The organism is Paenibacillus brasilensis, assembly GCF_009363115.1.
GTDB classification, from domain to species: domain Bacteria; phylum Bacillota; class Bacilli; order Paenibacillales; family Paenibacillaceae; genus Paenibacillus; species Paenibacillus brasilensis.
The window spans coordinates 910,678-929,085 of record NZ_CP045298.1; the positions used below are offsets into that span (position 1 = coordinate 910,678).

Below are 18,408 nucleotides of genomic sequence, written 5' to 3' on the forward strand. Positions count from 1 at the left end.
TTTCAACCTAGTTCTTCCACCAGCTGATCCAGCTTAACGGTACGCTGCTCACCGGTTTCCATGTTTTTCAGTGCAATTTCACCCTGTGCCAGCTCATCCTCGCCCAGAATCGCAGTATATCTCGCTTTAAAGCGATCTGCTGATTTCATCTGCGCCTTCATTTTACGGCCCAAATAATCTCGCTCTGCAGAAAATCCGGCTTGACGCAGCTTAAACAGCTGTTTGGTCACTTCCGTTTCTGCCGCTTCCCCCAATGCCACCATATAGACATCCAGCGGCTTGGCTTCGTTCAATTGGACACCCTGATGCTCCAGGATCAGCTGAATTCGCTCCAGCCCAATACCAAAACCAATCCCCGGCTGATCGGGTCCGCCCAGATCTCCAACCAATCCGTTGTATCGACCGCCTCCACCAATCGTGTCAATAGCACCAATTCCTTCGGCTTTGAACTCAAATGCTGTCAGCGTATAATAATCCAGTCCCCGTACCAGACGTGGATTGACCGTATATTCCACACCCATCGCATCCAAATTTTGCTTCACTTTCTCAAAATGTGTGCGGGATTCCTCATCGAGGCTATCCAAAATAGAAGGTGCACCGCCAAATTTGTCCTGGTCATCTTTGCTATCCAGCACTCGTAGCGGATTACGCTCGATGCGCGCTTGGCTCTCCTTGGTCAATGTATCCTTAATAGGCAGCAGGAAGTCAACCAAATGTTGCCGATAAGCAGCACGGCTGGCAGCGTTACCGACGGAGTTAATTTCTACCTGTACTCCTTTCAGGCCCAGCTCTCGGCAGAACTGATACCCGAAAGCAATAACTTCTGCATCCAGCGCCGGGTCCATCGCCCCGAATGCTTCAATGCCAAATTGGTGAAACTGGCGCTGACGTCCAGCCTGTGGACGCTCATACCGAAACATCGGACCAATGTAATACAGCTTGGTCACATCCGGCTCACCGTATAGTTTGTTCTCCACATAGGAGCGAACAACCCCTGCTGTCCCCTCCGGACGCAGCGTCATGCTGCGTTTTCCTTTATCCTCAAAAGTATACATTTCCTTTTCCACCACATCAGTCGTTTCACCCACACCCCGAATGAACAAATTCGTTTGTTCAAACATCGGTGTACGGATCTCTCGATAATTAAAGCGGCGACTAATTTCGCGGGCTTTTTCCTCGACTACTTGCCATCTTTCTACATTGCCCGGCAGCAAATCCTGCGTTCCCGTCGGCTTTTGAAAGGCCATTAACGTATCCCCCCATCTGTATATTTCTTGATTTTTGTTTCTTGATCACTCGCTATTTAAGCTCATAATAAAACAAAAAATCCCTCGCCCTGTTAAAATTAACAGGGACGAGGGATTGTCGTTTACAAATCACCCGTGGTACCACCCACATTCCGGAGTTTACCAGGACAGCCAGCGCGCAAAAAACGCTCAGTGCCCGTCAGCCTTACACTGACTCCGCTCATACGTATAACGCCCGTAACGCGCAGTACGGCTATTATGCAGGATGGTCTGCTGTTTGGCACAGTTACCTGTGCCCCTCTCGGCAGGTGCTCCTCAATTGTTCGCCGCCTGTTCTCGGGGAGGTCATTCGTCCGCTCATCAAGGGAATTTTTACAGCCTGGAAATTCCTCTCTGCGCTTGTGGGTTCGGAGTACTTGGTCCCGTCATCAAATCATTTTTCATTATTTTATGATTTTAATGAACTGCTTCGACAAAGTCAAGACATTCCCTCTAGAAGAAGACAAATAAGTCTAAAAAAAAGAAAAAACCTGCGGAAACGGTCCGTAGGTTTAAAAAGATATATCAAAAGGGGGTCATGCCGTTATTATAAACAACGAATATTAAGGAATGATGTTTCGAATATTACAATTTCATTACAGGCACTCTGTAGCAGCTACATTCCTCAAGTAACGACAATCTGTGACAATCTCCGGCTTTAATCATAGCTGCGCCACATATCGTAATTCATCCTGATCACCGTTAATATAGACTTCTGTCGCACCAAGCAAGCCTCTGTCGTGATCCGTCGTTCCGCTCCAACAACTCTCAGCACTAAAAAAAGAAAAAGGAGCCTTTCGGCTCCTCAGGCTGTCGAGAAACCCCCTGTTTTTTTAATGAGGTTTAAAATGGCTCTTTTGATCAAATAAAAATGGGTCCTCAGATCGTTTTAAATCGATTTTTGTTTTAAAAGTTGAGTCTCCCCAAACAAAAAATAAAGTGCCGGAAAGTCCGTTGGACTTTCTCGACACTCTGAGGAGCCTTTCGGCTCCTTCTCTCACTTACTGCTAAATATCCGGCCCTACCTGCGCGGCAAAGCATCGCGCCCCGGCTTGTCCATGGCTGCTGCAACATGCTGCAATAACGTATCAGCATCACGGGTAAGGCTGATCGCCTCCTGAATACTACCGGGGAAAAGCAGCGTAGCGCTTCGATAACCGTCCATTTTTGGGGTTTGACGCATTGCATCGTCTCTCCTGTCACCCTTAAGGCTATCTCACCCGGTTTATCACCGGTTGGGATGACATTATCGTCTCCATGAACGGTCATTTTATTCTGCTCATGCTGATCCATGCCATGCCTACGAACCAACTTGTACCTATGAACGATCGCTATCCAGAATCAGCGTCACCGGACCCCAGTTGGTCAATGTTACATCCATCATAGCCCCAAAAATGCCCGTCTCGACCTCCAGGCCCTTGGCGCGAAGCTGGCTGTTGAAAAAATCATACAGCTTCTCTGCTTCCTCAGGTTTGGCAGCTCCCATAAAGTTAGGTCTTCTCCCCTTACGGCAGTCACCATATAATGTAAACTGAGAGACAGACAAAATGGCCCCCCCGACATCCAGCACACTGTCGTTCATTTTACCTTCAGCATCCTCAAATATACGTAATCCCGCTGTTTTATCCGCCAAATAAACGGCATCAGCCGCTGTATCCCCCTGACCTATACCGACCAGCAGCATTAATCCGGTTCCGATCTCGCCGACTACCTTATGATTAACCGTTACCTGAGCGTCTTTACAGCGCTGAATGATGATTTTCATCGACTATCCGCTGTCTCCTTTAACCATCCCTTTAAAAGGTGCTTTGAGCCGTAGCACGGCTCCTTTACGCAGCCTATGAGGGCTTGTACCCAAAATACACTATAAAAAAAGGTATGAGCCTTCTTTTACGCTTACAAGGTTATTGCATAATGCGATGCACGGTGTATACATCTTTTACCCGTTTGATCCGTTCGACAACAGAATGCAAATGATCTGTATTGCGAATGAGAATCGTAATGTGAATCATTGCCATTTTGTTCTTGTCGGTACGGCCTGTCACGGCCGAGAAGCTGGTTTTGTTCTCGGATATAGCCTGAAGCACCTCATTCAGCAGCCCGTTGCGGTCATGGCCTGTGATCTCAATATCGACGCTGTAATTGACCTCTGCTGCTTCTTCCCACTCAACCTCGATCACACGAGCCTGATCTTCCCCCGTACCCGCAGGAATATTCGGGCAATCTGTCCGGTGAACCGATACGCCGCGGCCACGTGTTACATAACCGATGATGTCGTCTCCCGGCACGGGATTACAACATCGTGCAAAACGAACGAGTAAATTGTCGACTCCTCTGACGCTGACGCCGTTGGTCGGTGTTTTTTTGCGTTCGCTCTGCGGTTTGTACTCCTTGACCTCGGTTGTCAGCTCAATCAGCCGCGCCTCTTCCTGCTCCTTGCGCAGCTTCTCCGTCAGACGTGTACAGACCTGAGCTGCGGTTATACCGCCAAAGCCAATCGCCGATAACATATCCTCTATATCGTTAAAAGAGAATTTTGCTGCTACTTCCTGAAGCTTGTCGTCACTCATCCATACCGAAGGCTCTATATCGCGCTTTTTGAGCTCACGCTCCAGATTGTCACGGCCCTTTTCGATATTTTCTTCGCGCTTTTCTTTCTTAAACCATTGCTTGATTTTACTGCGCGCGTGAGAGGACTGGGCAATTTTGAGCCAGTCCTGACTAGGTCCATAAGAATGCTTGGACGTCATAATTTCGACGATATCGCCGGTTTTAAGCCGATAGTCCAACGGCACAATTCTGCCGTTTACCTTGGAGCCAATCGTTCGGTTACCAACTTCGGTATGGATACGGAAAGCAAAGTCCAGCGGAACCGATCCAGCTGGCAACTCAATAACCTCTCCCTTTGGAGTAAACACAAATACGAGGTCGGAGAAAAAGTCCATTTTGAGCGATTCTACAAATTCCGACGCGTCCTTCGCCTCATTTTGCAGCTCGAGAATTTCTCGGAAAAAGGTGATTTTATCCTCAAAGTTCGTGTTATTTGCTCCGTTGTTTTCTTTATATGCCCAATGGGCCGCAATCCCGAATTCAGCGGTGCGATGCATATCCACCGTGCGAATTTGCACCTCGGTAGGTTCCCCGTTGGGACCCACTACTGTTGTATGAAGGGACTGATACATATTGGCCTTGGGCATGGCGATATAATCCTTAAACCGCCCCGGCATCGGCTTCCACAACGTATGGATGATCCCCAGCGTCGCATAACAGTCCTTTATGTTATCTACAATAATTCGAATCGCCAGCAAATCATATATTTCATTGAATTGCTTGTTCTTCGTTGTCATTTTTTTAAACACGCTATAAATGTGCTTGGGACGCCCAGAAAGGTCAGCTTGAATACCCATCTCTTCCAGCTTTTCTCTGATGCGTACGATAACATTATCAATAAACTGCTCCCGCTCTGCCCGTTTCTTATGCATCAAATTGGCGATGCGATAATATTGCTGAGGATTCAGATAGCGAAGAGCAATATCTTCCATTTCCCATTTAATCGCTGAAATACCTAACCGGTTCGCAATTGGACAGAAAATCTCCAGCGTTTCATAAGCGATTCGGCGCTGGCTTTCCTCCGACTGATATTTCAAGGTACGCATATTATGCAGACGATCCGCCAACTTAATAACAATGACACGAATGTCCTGTGCCATGGCAATAAACATTTTTCGATAATTTTCGTTCTGCTGTTCTTCCTTGGAACGGAACTGGATACGCTCCAGTTTCGTCAAACCATCGACAAGCATCGCACAAGTATCGCCAAAATGCTCGCGAATCTGCGCCAAAGACACCGTCGTATCCTCCACAACGTCATGTAAAAGAGCGGCGATAATGGAGATGGTATCCATCTGCATATTAACGACGATATCAGCAACCGCAAGCGGATGCAGAATATAAGGTTCACCAGACTTCCGAGTCTGCCCGGAATGGGCCTGCTCTGCAAAATCATAGGCGTCCCTGATGCGGATAAGATCTGCTTCTCTGGTATAGGCCCCGGCCTTTTTAAGTAATTGCTCTATCCCCATTCTGCTCTATTCCGTGTCCTTTCTATGCAAAATGGAACCCGCCGATCAATGTCGCACAAAGGTTCCCTTTTAAAAGTGATTTCCTATAATTATGACGGTTACTGCGTCACACGTCAACTATTACAGGTCTGGTATTGCCGTGTTATTTTACCATAGCACACCTGTTGATTAACCACTAAATGGTAGAAAAAGAGCCGTCAACTCGGTAAAATGTTTGTACCCCTACAAACTTAACCGAAAGGTGACGACTCCATGAAAAAGTCTATCACGATCCCATTCATCCTTCAATCTATTCTGACACCAGAAGAAGTGCAAAGCGTTGCCAAGGAAACAGACTATGAAGATAAAGCCCGTAAATTCACGGTAACCCACTTACTTCAATACTGGTGTGTAGCTGCCTTAGAACAATGGGACAGTTATCGTTCCGGGGTGGATCATGCCGCTCACAGTGGCTTACTTGCGGTTCATTATTCGTGTTTTTCCACCAAAGCGGCCGAAGTCCCCTTTGCTATATTTAAGGAGCTTCTTCATCGGGTCATTCACAAGTGTAGCCGAGAAACACGCCGAAAGCTTGCGTTTCCCAAAGAATTGCTCCTCATCGATTCGACCACCATGACGGTGGGAAAAACACGACTACCCTGGGCTCCTTATCACGGAGAGCGTGCAGGTATTAAACTTCATGTTGCTTTACGAGCCCAAAATGGGCAACCCCTTCAGGTGGTCGAAACGCTGGGTTCCAAGCATGATGGCCCCATGAGTGAAGCGTTGACTCAACCGGACTACATTGTGGTGATGGACCGTGCTTATGGGAAACTGGAGCGTCTGGATGACTTCAAAATCCAAGGACAATCCTTTGTCATTCGGCTTCGTGACAATGTCCATTTGGAAAAACCTCATGCCCTTTCCCGTCTCAAGCCATCGGATTCAACTATCCTTCGGGATATCACCTGCCAGTTGGGGACACCGCAGTGTCGTTCCAAGCGACGTCATCGTGTGGTGATGTTTCGAGATTTTGAAGGTCGAGTAATCCGAGTCGTTACCGATTTAATGCAGGTCACAGCGGAACAAATTGCACAGATGTATAAAGCTCGATGGCAGATTGAGGTCTTTTTCCGGTGGATCAAGCAACATTTGAATATTCCAACGCTGTTTGGGACAACCGAAAATGCGGTCTATGGGCAACTCTTTTGTGCGCTCATCGTTTATGTCCTGCTTAAATGGTTATTTGATACCGCTCAAGGGACGTGGCCCCAACATGCCATTCTTTCCTTTGCTCGATTTTCTCGTCTTTTTCTTCTGCAAAATCTACCGGTGGAATGGCTGATCCAGATTCAGCATGTTCTTTTTAAGCGTGTCTCTGCTTCTATTAATTAAATTACTTATTCTGGTTAATCAACAGACGTGTTACCATAGGTTATTTCGTCACATTTAGTTCAGTAAATCGGGATTGTTGGCGAAACGAAACGAATTATATTGAAAAAAATACGAAAAGTAATTAATGTATATAAGAATAATTGAAAGAACTAAGGAGTGAACTGCGTTGCAACGCGAAATTCAAGTTAATGAAAAGCTTCCGGCAGGACCCGGGTTCCTGCTCAGCGTACAGCATTTGTTTGCCATGTTTGGCAGCACCGTGCTGGTGCCGAATATTTTCGGTGTCGATCCCGGCATGATTTTGCTAATGAACGGTATTGGCACATTGCTGTACATATGGATCTGCCGTGGCAAAATTCCCGCCTATCTCGGCTCCAGCTTCGCTTTTATCGCTCCCGTTAGTCTCGTGCTTAAAAGCAATCCAGGCGTTAACGGTTATGCTATGGCCCTCGGCGCTTTTATCGCAACAGGTGCTATTTTCTGCCTCGTCGCACTGGTGATCAAATATGCCGGAACCCGTTGGCTGGATGTGGTATTTCCTCCCGCAGTCATGGGCTCCATTGTAGCTCTGATCGGTCTCGAACTGGTTCCAGTAGCAGCAGGCATGGCAGGCATTATCAATTCAGACCCTGCGAAAACCTGGTCTCCAGATCCCAAAACTATTACTCTTTCCCTTGTTACACTCGGAGTTACCATTCTGGGTGCGGTACTGTTCCGCGGATTTGCCAAAATCATTCATATTTTGATTGGAATTGTGGTAGGCTATGTACTTGCTTATTTTATGGGTATGGTCAATACACAGGCCATTGCGGACGCTCCTTTGTTCGGACATCCTGTCATTACCACTCCAATATTTAATACATCGGCTATGCTGACAATTCTTCCTGTCGCTCTGGTGGTCATCGTGGAGCATATTGGTCATTTGCTCGTAACCAGCAACATTGTCGGACGCGAGCTGTCCAAAGATCCCGGTCTGCACCGTTCACTGCTTGGTAACGGTATTTCCACTGTGATTTCCGGCTTTGTCGGCTCTACGCCCAATACAACCTATGGTGAAAACATCGGTGTCATGGCATTAACGAAGGTGTACTCCGTCTGGGTCATTGGTGGCGCCGCTGTGATTGCCATTCTACTCTCCTTCTCAGGCACCTTCTCAGCAATTGTATCCAACATCCCGGCTCCAGTCATGGGCGGCGTATCCTTGCTGTTATTCGGTGTCATCGCTGCCTCTGGTCTGAGAATCTTTGTGGAGCAAAAGGTCGATTTCGCCAAGCCAACCAATATGCTGCTCGCTACCATCGTACTGGTTGTCGGAATCAGTGGTACAACGCTCACTTGGGGTGCGGTTACCCTGAAAGGTATGGCACTGGCAACAATCACCGGCATCGTCCTCAGCCTATTCTTCAAGCTGATTGACGTGCTTGGCTGGTCCAACGATAAAACACAGGAACCTTTAACGGAAAAAATACCCGATTAATACCTGTTCCTTTACATGAAAACGCCGACTCCATGAGATACGGGCCATCACACACCTGACTAACATCCAAGTGTGTGGACTCGTAACTACGTGGAGCGGCGTTTTTTCAAAATTCATGTCTATAATGTAAGATTAAAATCATACACGAAAACGGGATACCACCTGATTGAGCGTGTCAGAAACACCCGTAGAGATAGTAATCATATTGACCTTCATCTTCGTATCATAAAAAGGCTCCTTAAAGTTCAATTCTTTACCGCGCTTAACTGCCTCTGTATACCATGGCTGTGTTAAATAATTATATTGCGGATCATCATATTCAGTCGTTTGCCTGATTTGTCCGCCATCCCTATGCACATATTGTGATCGGTATGTCACACCCGGTTCATACGCATCTTTAGCGAAGAAAACGCCCAACCCATAAGTCATATCATTTAATAATAGTTCTTGTTCGAACAGTCTTCCATAAGCATCAATTTTCATCCTGTCACCAGTTGTTCCGTACTCTTGCTTATCATCGAAACCAGTAAAACATGACGATTGTTATCGACATTTTGTTCAGATAATTTATAACGATTTTCGCAAATAAATTGAAAGTTAATGTAAATTACATTTCTAACCAAAATGCATACAACAAAAATAGTCCGATGGAACATCTCTTTACCTAAAGAGTTGCTCCATCGGACTATTTAAGCGATCCATATATAAATATTTCCCGGGAAAAGGAAACCCCGAATTCTAAGACTTAATACTTAATGAGGGTGAACACATCTACGTCAGGCAGTTTCGCCCGGCCATTGAGTTCAGACAGTTCTATAAGAAAAGCAGCTCCTGCCACATTTCCACCAAGCTGACGTACCAAATTCACGGATGTGGCAATGGTTCCACCTGTAGCAAGCAGATCATCGGCAATCAATACGTTTTGCCCCGGCTCAATTGCATCCTTATGCATAGCCAGCGTATCCTTGCCGTATTCCAAACCGTATGCTTCCTCAATGGTTTCCCCAGGCAGCTTTCCGCTTTTACGAATAGGAATAAAACCAACGCCAAGAGCATAGGCCAGAGGCGCACCTACGACAAATCCGCGTGCTTCGGGACCTGCAATCAAATCAATTTTCAAATCCGATACCAGTTCCTTCATATCGTTGATTGCCCTACGGTACATTCCACCATTTTTCATCAAGGTCGTAATGTCCTTAAAACTAATACCTGGTTGTGGAAAATCGGGAATCACTCGAATATATTCTTTGTAGTCCAACTTAGTTCCTCCTACTGTAAACTTCTAAATTAGTATATCCATTCTACAACATAAGCTTGAGGCAGTGTCTCAAGAAGCACCCTTCATCAGCGACATGATCCAACTCGTCATCTGGGTTGTATCCGCATCCAGTAAATAACGCTCCATCTCAGCCATATCATATAATTCCTGATAGCGTGGAGAAGTCGTTAAATCACGCTTGGGCGGATTAGGCACAAAACAAAATTGCCCCTCTGCACGCTTCATAAACTCAAGATCCTCAAAGATGTCCAGTACTTTAGATAACATTCGTACTGAACAGGAACACTGTCGACTAAGAGCAGGCAGCATTGCTTTTTCATCAACAGGCTGTGTTCCCATGCGGGAAAGCACAACATAAATACGCTTGAACAGCTCCCTGTCAGGGCTTACGAGCCGACCGGCACGTTCACTGACCGAATGCAGGAGAAATACATTTTCTACATTTTCAAAGGTAGACCATACTGCCTGTAGCTGCTCCGGTGTTTCCGGTGGCTCCAGCACGAACAATGACTTCACAGATTGCTGTGCATTCCTTTGACCATTACCAGGAGTAACAGTGCCATCCTCATCGTACAACCATAAGGATTCTGCATTTACGGAATCCATTGGACGAAGTCTGGATGAAGGATGTATCAACACTGCAACGTCATTTTTTCTCTCCTCTACACGCGGATGGAAAATTTTCAAGCCTCGTTCCAGCTCCGCAATAGGGTTCGATACTCCGCGATAATCAAAAATTTGCGGGGCTTGTACACGAATATCCTGCATCATCAATTGGAGAGAACGTTTGCCGTTCCACTCGTTAATAGACAGCTCGCCCAGCAGATCCAGTTCGGTTTGTTGCTGTAAAAAATCAGCCAAATCGCCACGCCGGAAGGCAATCGCATCCAGCGACAGTCCGTTCTGCTCCAGCAGAAGCTTTACATGATTTTTTTCACGCCCCATTTTTCGAGCCTCGCGTAATTGAAGCCCCTGTAATACGAATCGTGGAGAAGGGTTCGCCATTCCAAACGGCTGTAACAATTCCAGTTCTTCAACCACCTGTAAAGATACCTCGTCCAGACGACAGACCATATCTGCCTCTGCTATAGGAATAAGGTCTTCCGGTGTCAAAATTGAACTGGCATACCGGTTAAGCCGCTCCTCGAACAACTCCAGATTATCGCGGGTCAGCGTCATACCCGCAGCCGAAGGATGGCCGCCAAAATGCTCCATAAGTTCATGGCTGTCTGTAAGAGCACTATAAATATCCAAGGCAGGAATAGAACGGGCAGAACCTTTGCACATACCAGTCTCGGCATCAATCCCAAGAATAATGGTTGGACGATAATGACGATCCAATAGCTTGGAGGCCACAATTCCGACAACACCCACGTTCCATCCTTCACCAGCCAAAACAATAACTGAGGGGAGCTTGCCTCCATTCAGCTTGGCTGCCAACTGTTCCTCTGCTTGCTCCACAATTTGTTCAACCACCTGTTGACGCTCCCGGTTAAGCAGATCAAGCGCATGTGCAAGTTGATCTGCTTCTTCCTCTTGTTCTGTTGTCAGGAGGGAAACGGCTCGTCCCGCATGATCCAGACGTCCACTGGCATTAATCCGCGGAGCCAAGGCAAATGCGATGTTGGCAGAAGTCACTGTAGACATATCCACACCTGCTACACTAAGCAACGCCCGAATCCCGGGAAACGCAGAGCTTCTCATCGATTGGATCCCTCTGCGTACCATCGTCCGATTCTCACCGTGTAACGGCATCAGATCAGCTACCGTACCAATAGCGGCGATTTCAAACCATTCCTCGGGTACCTCATCCAACAGTGCCTGTGCCAGCTTTAGAGCAACACCAACACCTGCAAGGCCTTTAAATGGGTATGGGCAGCCAGGCAGCTTCGGATTGATCAAGGTATACGCTTTGGGAAGCACAGCAGGCGGCTCATGGTGATCAGTCACAATAACATCGATACCCAAGGAAGTTGCATAATTAATTTGCTCTACTGCACTAATTCCGGTATCCACCGTAATGACCAGCGTAACTCCCTGCTGATGAGCCCAATCCAGGGCATGGTTATGCAGGCCGTATCCCTCATTGGAGCGATGGGGAATATAAATATCATAAGAGGCCTTTAGGAAACGCATAAGCTGAATCATTAAAGATGTACTGGACACCCCGTCCGCATCATAATCGCCATAGATCAATATATGCTCGCCGCGCTCCAATGCCTTGCGAATTCTCGGCACGGCCTCTTTCATGCCAAGAAGCAGATAAGGATCGTGTATATCATCCACACTTCCGTACAAAAAGCGGTTTGCTTCCCCGGCCGTAGTGACGCCCCGGTTCACTAAAAGCCGAGACAACAATGGTGAAATCCCCAGCTCTTCTGTTAACGACTGAGCCGCTGTCAGGTTAAGTTCCGGGGTCTTCCATCTGTACTGCGAATGAAGCAATCCTATTCACCTTTCTTTCATCGTCGCCTTGCATTATTGCAGCAAGGACGACACATCATTATCCGGCAGTTCATGATTGGATTTGTAAGGATACTCGGATTGATAGGAAATGAACTGCATTTGTACATGGGTCACCTGTGGAAAACGGGTCAGCAGTAAATTTTTAGCCCGATCGGCAATTTCCTGCGCTTCCTGCACCGTAATCCGAGGGTTCACACTAATTGTTACATCAACCGTTATGAAATGCCCTGCTTCCTGAGCCTGGAAATGTTCAATCGTTACAATACCATACACCCGCTGAATCGTCTCCATAAAACTTCGGGAGTCTTCCTCCCGCAAGGGCCTCGCTGGTGCCTGATAAGCGGTATTCATTACCATCAGATAACCCTTACGCAATACCATACAAGCTACCAGCAAAGCTGCGGTTGGATCAAGATATAACAGCGCAGGCCACTCCATCGCTTTACCAGTCATTGCACCGATCATGCCGATCAATGCAATCAGTGATGCATACAGCGAGTACCGTTCATGATTAGCGTACAGATCTGCTTCCGCTTTATGACCATGTTTAATCGAGTATCGGTATTGAAACTGAAATAACACCTCTCTCAGCACCAAAGCAACAAAAGCAGTAATTAATGCGTACAGACTGGGAGCCTGTGGTTCTGGACTGCTTAGTGAACGGACAGCCGAGATCGCTAGCTGGAGACCACTCATCAGCACCAAAATAGCCAGCACCACAGAAATGACAGTCCGAACCTTTTCACCGTTTCGCAACCGTGCCAGCATTCCGTGTCCTGTACCTTTGGAAAACAGGTCCTGCAATCGAGAAGCACTATCCGCAGCCGTGTGCAGTGCATCCCCCAACAACGCTTTGCTATTTGCCGCATAACCGACAGTTCCCTTTAGAACAGCCAGTGCGAGATTACCTACAATCCCGCTCCACGCCGTAGTTTCTAATGATCGGCTGCGTTTGCTATTCACAACGTTTCCCCCTCAATCCTGAACTGACAATTTCCCGGTCAAGCTCCATTCCAAATCAATCAAATCCCTCAAAATAAAGCCCTTCATGAGTCCACTGCTGGGCTTCTAATTAACGTAAATGTAAAAACCTTAGAAAACCGCGCCCAAGCAGACGCGGCTTTCTCTTTAATTTATACTACTGGCATTTGCGTAACTTATGACTTTGCAGCTTTGACCGCGGCGCCACCGCCAGCTGTCGGAGTTTTTTGTTTCCCCTTCAAAGCTACCCACAGCGGGCTGGCAATGAAGATGGAAGAATAAGCACCGAACAGGAGACCGATAACCATTGCAAGCGAGAACATCCGAATCGACTCGCCGCCAAAAATGAACAAGCACACAGAGGCAATAAACACAGTAAAGACAGTTGCGAGTGAACGCGTCATTGTCTGGGCAATACTGTGATCAACGACCTGCTCCAAGTCGGCCCTGGACTTCTTCTTCGCAAATCGCAGATTTTCCCGAATACGGTCAAAAATAACGACGGTATCATTGATGGAAAAACCGACAATCGTCAGAATGGCCGTAATAAAGGTCAGATCCACCTTAAGGCGGAATATGGAGAAAATACTAATGACGAGAAACGCATCATGCAGCAACGAAACAATTGCTGCAACAGCAAAACGCCATTCAAACCGGATCGAGATGTAGAGAGCAATGGCAACAGAGGCCAGTAAAATCGCCCAGATTGCATTTCGCTCCAGCTCTTGGGCCATTTCTGTATCCACCGTATTGACCTCAAATGAAGCCTTAGGATCAAGCTCTTTATTGAAAGAGGTTTTAAAACTATTCACTTGTTGATCCGTCAATACCTTTGAAAAACGAATGCCGAAGCGCTCCTTACCCGGTGTATAATCAACCTCTTTGCCGATTCCATTCTTGTCGAGCAAAGTCTGAATCTGTTGCTGTGTAATTGCCTTAGTCAAATTGACATCCACGTTAGAACCGGAACGGAAATCAACCCCGTAATTCAAACCGAATATCGACAAGCTCAAAATACCGAGCAATGTGATAATAATCGAAAAGGTATAAAACCACTTGCTCATCTTGATATATTTCAAATTCCAATTAAAGCGCACTGATATCACTCTCCTTCACACCAAAATACTTGGGCTTCTTCACAACATCCGCTTTAACCAGCAGATTGAGCAAGAAGCGGGAGAAGAAGATATTCGTCAAGATACTGGTAACAATATCAACGATGAGCACTAAGGCGAATCCTCGAACGGAGCCTGTTCCCAGACCAAACATAACTGCCGCCGCTATAATTGTCGTAATATTTGCATCCATAACGGTACGGAACGAAGCCTTACTACCCGCAATAACAGAAGAACGAATCGTTTTGCCTGACTTGATTTCTTCTTTAATCCGTTCATACGTAATGATATTGGCATCGACCGCCATCCCGATCCCGAGCACGAAAGCTGCGATACCTGGAAGCGTGAGCACGAAACCGCCCAAATAGAAGATCGCAAGCACCAGCCAGGTATGAACGATGAGACAGAAGCTGGCCACCAATCCCGGTACACGGAACATCGCAATCATAAATAGCAGAATAATAACGGAGCCGATCAAACCAGCACGAATAGTCTGATCCAGTGATAACTGACCCAATGTAGCGCCTACGCTCTGAGAATATTTTTCCGTCAGTTTAAGCGGGAGAGCCCCCAGATTTATCGTATCGGCCAGCTTGTTCGCTTCATCACGAGTGTAGTTACCTGTAATCGAAGCACTGCCATCCGTCAGCTCTCCACGTACCGTAGGTGCAGATAGTAACTCATCATCCAGGAAAATAGCCAACTCTTTGTTAAGAAGTCGTTTTGTGATCTCTGCAAATTTGGCTTTATCCTTCACTTTGATGCTAATTTCAGGCTGATTCAGCTGGTCATAGCCGACAACAGCGCCATTCTCCACAAAATCGTCACCGCGAAGCTCAATTTTGCTGTATTGACCCGGCTTTTTAGCATCCGCTGCCGTTGCACTGCGGAACGTCAGCTCGGCAGGCTTTTTCAGCATGGAGCGAACTTCCGCCTCGTTAGAGACACCAGCAAGACGCACACGAATACGGTTGCTGCCCTCTGTTGTTACTTCCGGCTCAGTCGTACCGAGCGCGTTAATCCGTCTCTCCAGACTTTGGGCTGTTTGTATAAGAGACTGATTGGTTACACTTTGCCCTGCTTCCAAAGGCTGGGCTTCATATAAAATTTCAAAGCCTCCCTTTAAATCGAGGCCTAGTTTTAAATTTTTTAGTAGGCCCGGGCTTGTCCCGACCATAACACCAGCTGTTATGAGCACGACCACGATGAAACTTAGAATTCTTTTCATTCCGTCCCATGTTCCCCTTTCATTCTCAATATTCCTATTATAGCTACCCCTCAAAAAGCAGTCAATTTGAACGCAAAAAAAGCCCCCCTTCTATTCGAAAGTGGAGCCCCGTAATGCGGACATTGTCAAATAGTTCATAAAGCTCGTCGCTTTAAGGGAAAGTATATCGTTAACGAGCTTGTGCAGTGGAGGAATACCCTCCTTTTCATATTTATGGCTGACGCAATTCCACACGTCCTTACTTGTGACATGCTCATAGCCTACGAGAACCAGCTCGTCTGCCTTGCTTTGGCACAGCATCTCTATGGCGTCATCCCAATCCTGCTCATCCAGCTCTTCCATACCCACGATGGTCGTTCCTCCTCCCAGCGACTCCGTTTCCGCAGATCAGCAATTAGCGGGATTATTGACTGCTTTATAGAACATTTCTGTCCTGATCTTGGAAAACCCTTCTTTTGTCGAAAATAGCCGTAAATCAACAATATATGCATTCATTTCGCTCGTCAATAGCAGAATTCACCACCCTCCCTCTGGTCGCCCGGATTACTCTGCTTTTAATCCGAAAAGCTTGTCATGAACATGGACAGGTCTGGCATATCTTTTATAGTAACGCATAGACGGAGAATTACATTTGGGGGAAGAGGGAGTTGCGATTGAAAAAGCAGACATTCATCCATGGAGCAATTATTTTATTGGCAGCGGGAATCATCAATCGGCTACTGGGCTTTATTCCGCGAATCGCGCTCCCGCGTATTATCGGACCCGAAGGAGTCGGCTTATACCAACAGGGGTACCCCTTTTTTATCGTGCTGGTGACTCTTATTACCGGGGGAATCCCACTTGCAGTGGCCAAGCTTGTGGCCGAAGCTGAAACAGCAGGACAGCCTGAAATGTCACGGCGCATTTTACACACCAGCCTGCGCTTTACCGTTACGCTGAGCCTGCTCGCTATGGTACTCTGCCTTGTGTTCGCCCCTTGGATCACAAGCCATCTCCTGACCGACAGCCGTGTGTATTATACATTTATTAGCATGACTCCAATGATTGTCATCGTTGCTGTATCCTCTGCCTATAGGGGCTATTTTCAGGGAAAACAAAATATGATTCCGTCCGCCAGCTCCTCGATTGCCGAGACCGTTATGCGTATTTTTTGCGTCATTTGGTTTGCGTACTTACTCCTTCCTTACGGTGTTGCCTACGCTGCTGCAGGAGCCATGCTCGGTGCATTGGCTGGTGAACTGATGGGTATGGTTGTCCTGCTATGGCAATATGCATGGAACCAGCGAAGGGATCGTATCCCCTATCAAACGGAGACATCTTTACCTTCAGAGGTTTATCTCGAGGAATCATCCGTTTTGTCACGTCTTATGTCTATATCCGTCCCTGTTACGGCGGGAAGGCTCGTCGGCTCCTTGTCCTATTTGCTGGAATCCATTTTATGTATGCGCAGCCTCGCCGTAGCAGGCATTGCAACTGGTATCGCAACCGCACAGTATGGGGCCATGCAGGGCATGGTCATTCCTGTATTATTACTGCCAGGTGCCCTAACCAGTTCATTAGCGGTTTCACTCGTGCCTTCCTTATCTGAAGCAGCTGCCAAGGGACACATTACGGCCATTCACAAACGTTTGCATCAATCGCTTCGGCTCGCTTTGGTTGCAGGAGCCCCATTCGCTGTTATCATGTACGTGTTGGCAGAGCCTCTGTGTCTGTTACTCTACAATAATGGCGATATTGCAGGTATGCTTAAACTCATGGCGCCCTTTGCTCTGTTTATGTACATCCAGGCCCCGCTTCAGGCAGCACTTCAAGCGCTGGACCGTCCCGGTAGTGCTTTATTTAACACCTTTATCGGAGCCGTCATCAAAATTTTGCTTATCGTATGGCTTGCTTCTCAGCCTCAGTATGGTATCTACGGAGCGGTCATCGCCATTTGCGTTAACAATGCCATTGTCACCCTTCTGCATGGCTTCAGTGTAAGCAGACTGCTTCGTTTTCGTGTACGCTTGCTCGATTTCTGGAAAACTGGAGTGGGCATGATCATTATGGCAGCTGCGGTATTATACGTTTACAGACATCTGGCAATGTTCGACCAAATGTGGCTTCAATTTATTTTTGCCGCAGGTGTCGGGATGATCCTGTACCTTATTCTGATGACTTCAATCAAAATGATTGACTGGGACAACCTTACACGCATTCCCATTTTGAGAAGATGGTTTAAAGCCAAAGAAATCTAATACGAAGGTCTAATCCGAAGACTCCCCAAAAGCTGGTGGCGTAATATATACATCACCTCTATGATTAACCGTGCATAAGAAAACATCTTTAAAATCTTTGTGTCCCTTTTCTTGAATCTGATTTTTAAGCCAAAATCGGTTCATATCCATTCGCTCCAAATTTCGATCCAACACCTTTCCGTCCATAATTAATGGAACAGGCAGACCCTCATATCTAAACTTTCCGCCGATTTGAGGAGTAGGAGGGACTTTTTTCTCCTGTTGCTCCATATTCGTCAAATTTGTTTGACTTAAATCCCGTTTTATTCTGTCTAACTCAACACCTTCATCTTTATCATCCTTACCTACCACCGTAAGCTTGCCTGTGGTTTCCAAAATAACATATTCAACTTCGTCCAGATTTTCAATATTTTGTTCACGAAGTTGCAATAACAAGTCATCTAAATTGTAGCGTTGCTTAGCCATTTCATCCTTGTTTAGTTGCCCATTGGAGTACAACACACTGGGCCGACCATCGAATAGCAGGCGCAGACGCCGGCTTTTGAGACTGAAATAGGAAATTCCTATCTGCAGAATTAGCAGCACTCCTAGAGGGATTAACCCTTCATATAACGGACGTTTTATATCCTCCAGACTGAATACAGCAATTTCCGCAATCATAATGGAAATGACGAGATCAAAAACAGACAGCTTCCCGATCTCCCTTTTACCCATCAAGCGCATCACCAAATATACGATAAAATACATGAGCAGCGTCCGAAAAATATGAGCAAAAATATCGTGACTCAATCTGTTCGCCTCCTCTCCTGTACGTTGTGCAAGACATTCATTGTTCATTGTACACGTATTCTGACCGTTCCCCACTGGACTCATACAAAAAACA

15 protein-coding genes are annotated in these 18,408 nt (G+C 46.7%); 3 read left to right on the forward strand and 12 right to left on the reverse strand.

The annotated features are described in order from the left end of the window. Positions 1 to 2 precede the first annotated feature (2 nt). From hisS to GCU48_RS04175, 4 genes are all read right to left on the reverse strand, one after another. Entirely contained in the window at positions 3 to 1,247 is a 1,245-nt protein-coding gene (gene hisS, locus GCU48_RS04165; protein WP_025716943.1) for a histidine--tRNA ligase, read from the reverse strand. A 1,060-nt stretch (positions 1,248 to 2,307) separates the two neighbouring features. After that, positions 2,308 to 2,469, reverse strand: coding sequence for a hypothetical protein (locus GCU48_RS26755; protein WP_167518644.1), 162 nt, complete (start codon positions 2,467 to 2,469; stop codon positions 2,308 to 2,310). A gap of 135 nt (positions 2,470 to 2,604) precedes the next feature. Continuing rightward, the gene (gene dtd / locus GCU48_RS04170) at positions 2,605 to 3,051 is read right to left on the reverse strand and encodes a D-aminoacyl-tRNA deacylase (protein ID WP_152379172.1); all 447 of its coding nucleotides are present in this window, start codon (positions 3,049 to 3,051) and stop codon (positions 2,605 to 2,607) included. Between the two features lie 139 nt (positions 3,052 to 3,190). Beyond that, positions 3,191 to 5,368 (reverse strand): RelA/SpoT family protein, encoded by a 2,178-nt coding sequence (locus GCU48_RS04175; protein ID WP_152379173.1) that lies wholly within the window; start codon positions 5,366 to 5,368, stop codon positions 3,191 to 3,193. A 252-nt stretch (positions 5,369 to 5,620) separates the two neighbouring features. On the opposite strand from GCU48_RS04175, the gene GCU48_RS04180 reads away from it, so the two are divergent. Beyond that, positions 5,621 to 6,742, forward strand: coding sequence for an IS4 family transposase (locus GCU48_RS04180; protein WP_152379174.1), 1,122 nt, complete (start codon positions 5,621 to 5,623; stop codon positions 6,740 to 6,742). 166 nt (positions 6,743 to 6,908) lie between these two features. Then, positions 6,909 to 8,219 carry a uracil permease gene (gene uraA, locus GCU48_RS04185; RefSeq protein ID WP_152379175.1) on the forward strand — a complete coding sequence of 437 codons (1,311 nt, stop codon included), beginning with the start codon at positions 6,909 to 6,911 and terminating at the stop codon, positions 8,217 to 8,219. A gap of 138 nt (positions 8,220 to 8,357) precedes the next feature. Here the strand turns inward: uraA and GCU48_RS04190 are convergent, their stop codons facing one another. From GCU48_RS04190 to GCU48_RS04220, 7 genes are all read right to left on the reverse strand, one after another. Continuing rightward, entirely contained in the window at positions 8,358 to 8,702 is a 345-nt protein-coding gene (locus tag GCU48_RS04190) for a cache domain-containing protein (RefSeq protein ID WP_244316075.1), read from the reverse strand. A 262-nt stretch (positions 8,703 to 8,964) separates the two neighbouring features. After that, entirely contained in the window at positions 8,965 to 9,477 is a 513-nt protein-coding gene (locus GCU48_RS04195) for an adenine phosphoribosyltransferase (protein WP_152379176.1), read from the reverse strand. A 69-nt stretch (positions 9,478 to 9,546) separates the two neighbouring features. Further along, positions 9,547 to 11,943: a single-stranded-DNA-specific exonuclease RecJ gene (gene recJ, locus GCU48_RS04200; RefSeq protein WP_152379177.1), complete on the reverse strand. Its 2,397-nt coding sequence runs from the start codon at positions 11,941 to 11,943 to the stop codon at positions 9,547 to 9,549. 33 nt (positions 11,944 to 11,976) lie between these two features. Beyond that, positions 11,977 to 12,927: a cation diffusion facilitator family transporter gene (locus GCU48_RS04205; protein WP_152379178.1), complete on the reverse strand. Its 951-nt coding sequence runs from the start codon at positions 12,925 to 12,927 to the stop codon at positions 11,977 to 11,979. 194 nt (positions 12,928 to 13,121) lie between these two features. Next, on the reverse strand, positions 13,122 to 14,042 hold the full coding sequence (gene secF, locus GCU48_RS04210) for a protein translocase subunit SecF (protein ID WP_152379179.1): 921 nt from the start codon (positions 14,040 to 14,042) through the stop codon (positions 13,122 to 13,124). Continuing rightward, positions 14,032 to 15,288, reverse strand: coding sequence for a protein translocase subunit SecD (gene secD / locus GCU48_RS04215; RefSeq protein WP_152379180.1), 1,257 nt, complete (start codon positions 15,286 to 15,288; stop codon positions 14,032 to 14,034). The genes secF and secD overlap by 11 nt, the downstream gene beginning before the upstream one ends. Positions 15,289 to 15,378: 90 nt before the next feature. Then, positions 15,379 to 15,636 carry a post-transcriptional regulator gene (locus tag GCU48_RS04220; protein ID WP_007431667.1) on the reverse strand — a complete coding sequence of 86 codons (258 nt, stop codon included), beginning with the start codon at positions 15,634 to 15,636 and terminating at the stop codon, positions 15,379 to 15,381. Between the two features lie 305 nt (positions 15,637 to 15,941). Between GCU48_RS04220 and spoVB the strand changes: the two genes are divergently transcribed. Then, positions 15,942 to 17,525 carry a stage V sporulation protein B gene (spoVB, locus tag GCU48_RS04225; protein WP_152379181.1) on the forward strand — a complete coding sequence of 528 codons (1,584 nt, stop codon included), beginning with the start codon at positions 15,942 to 15,944 and terminating at the stop codon, positions 17,523 to 17,525. Positions 17,526 to 17,534: 9 nt separating this feature from the next. Here spoVB and GCU48_RS04230 read toward each other — a convergent pair whose 3' ends face one another. After that, positions 17,535 to 18,314, reverse strand: coding sequence for a YetF domain-containing protein (locus GCU48_RS04230; protein WP_152379182.1), 780 nt, complete (start codon positions 18,312 to 18,314; stop codon positions 17,535 to 17,537). Positions 18,315 to 18,408 lie beyond the last annotated feature (94 nt).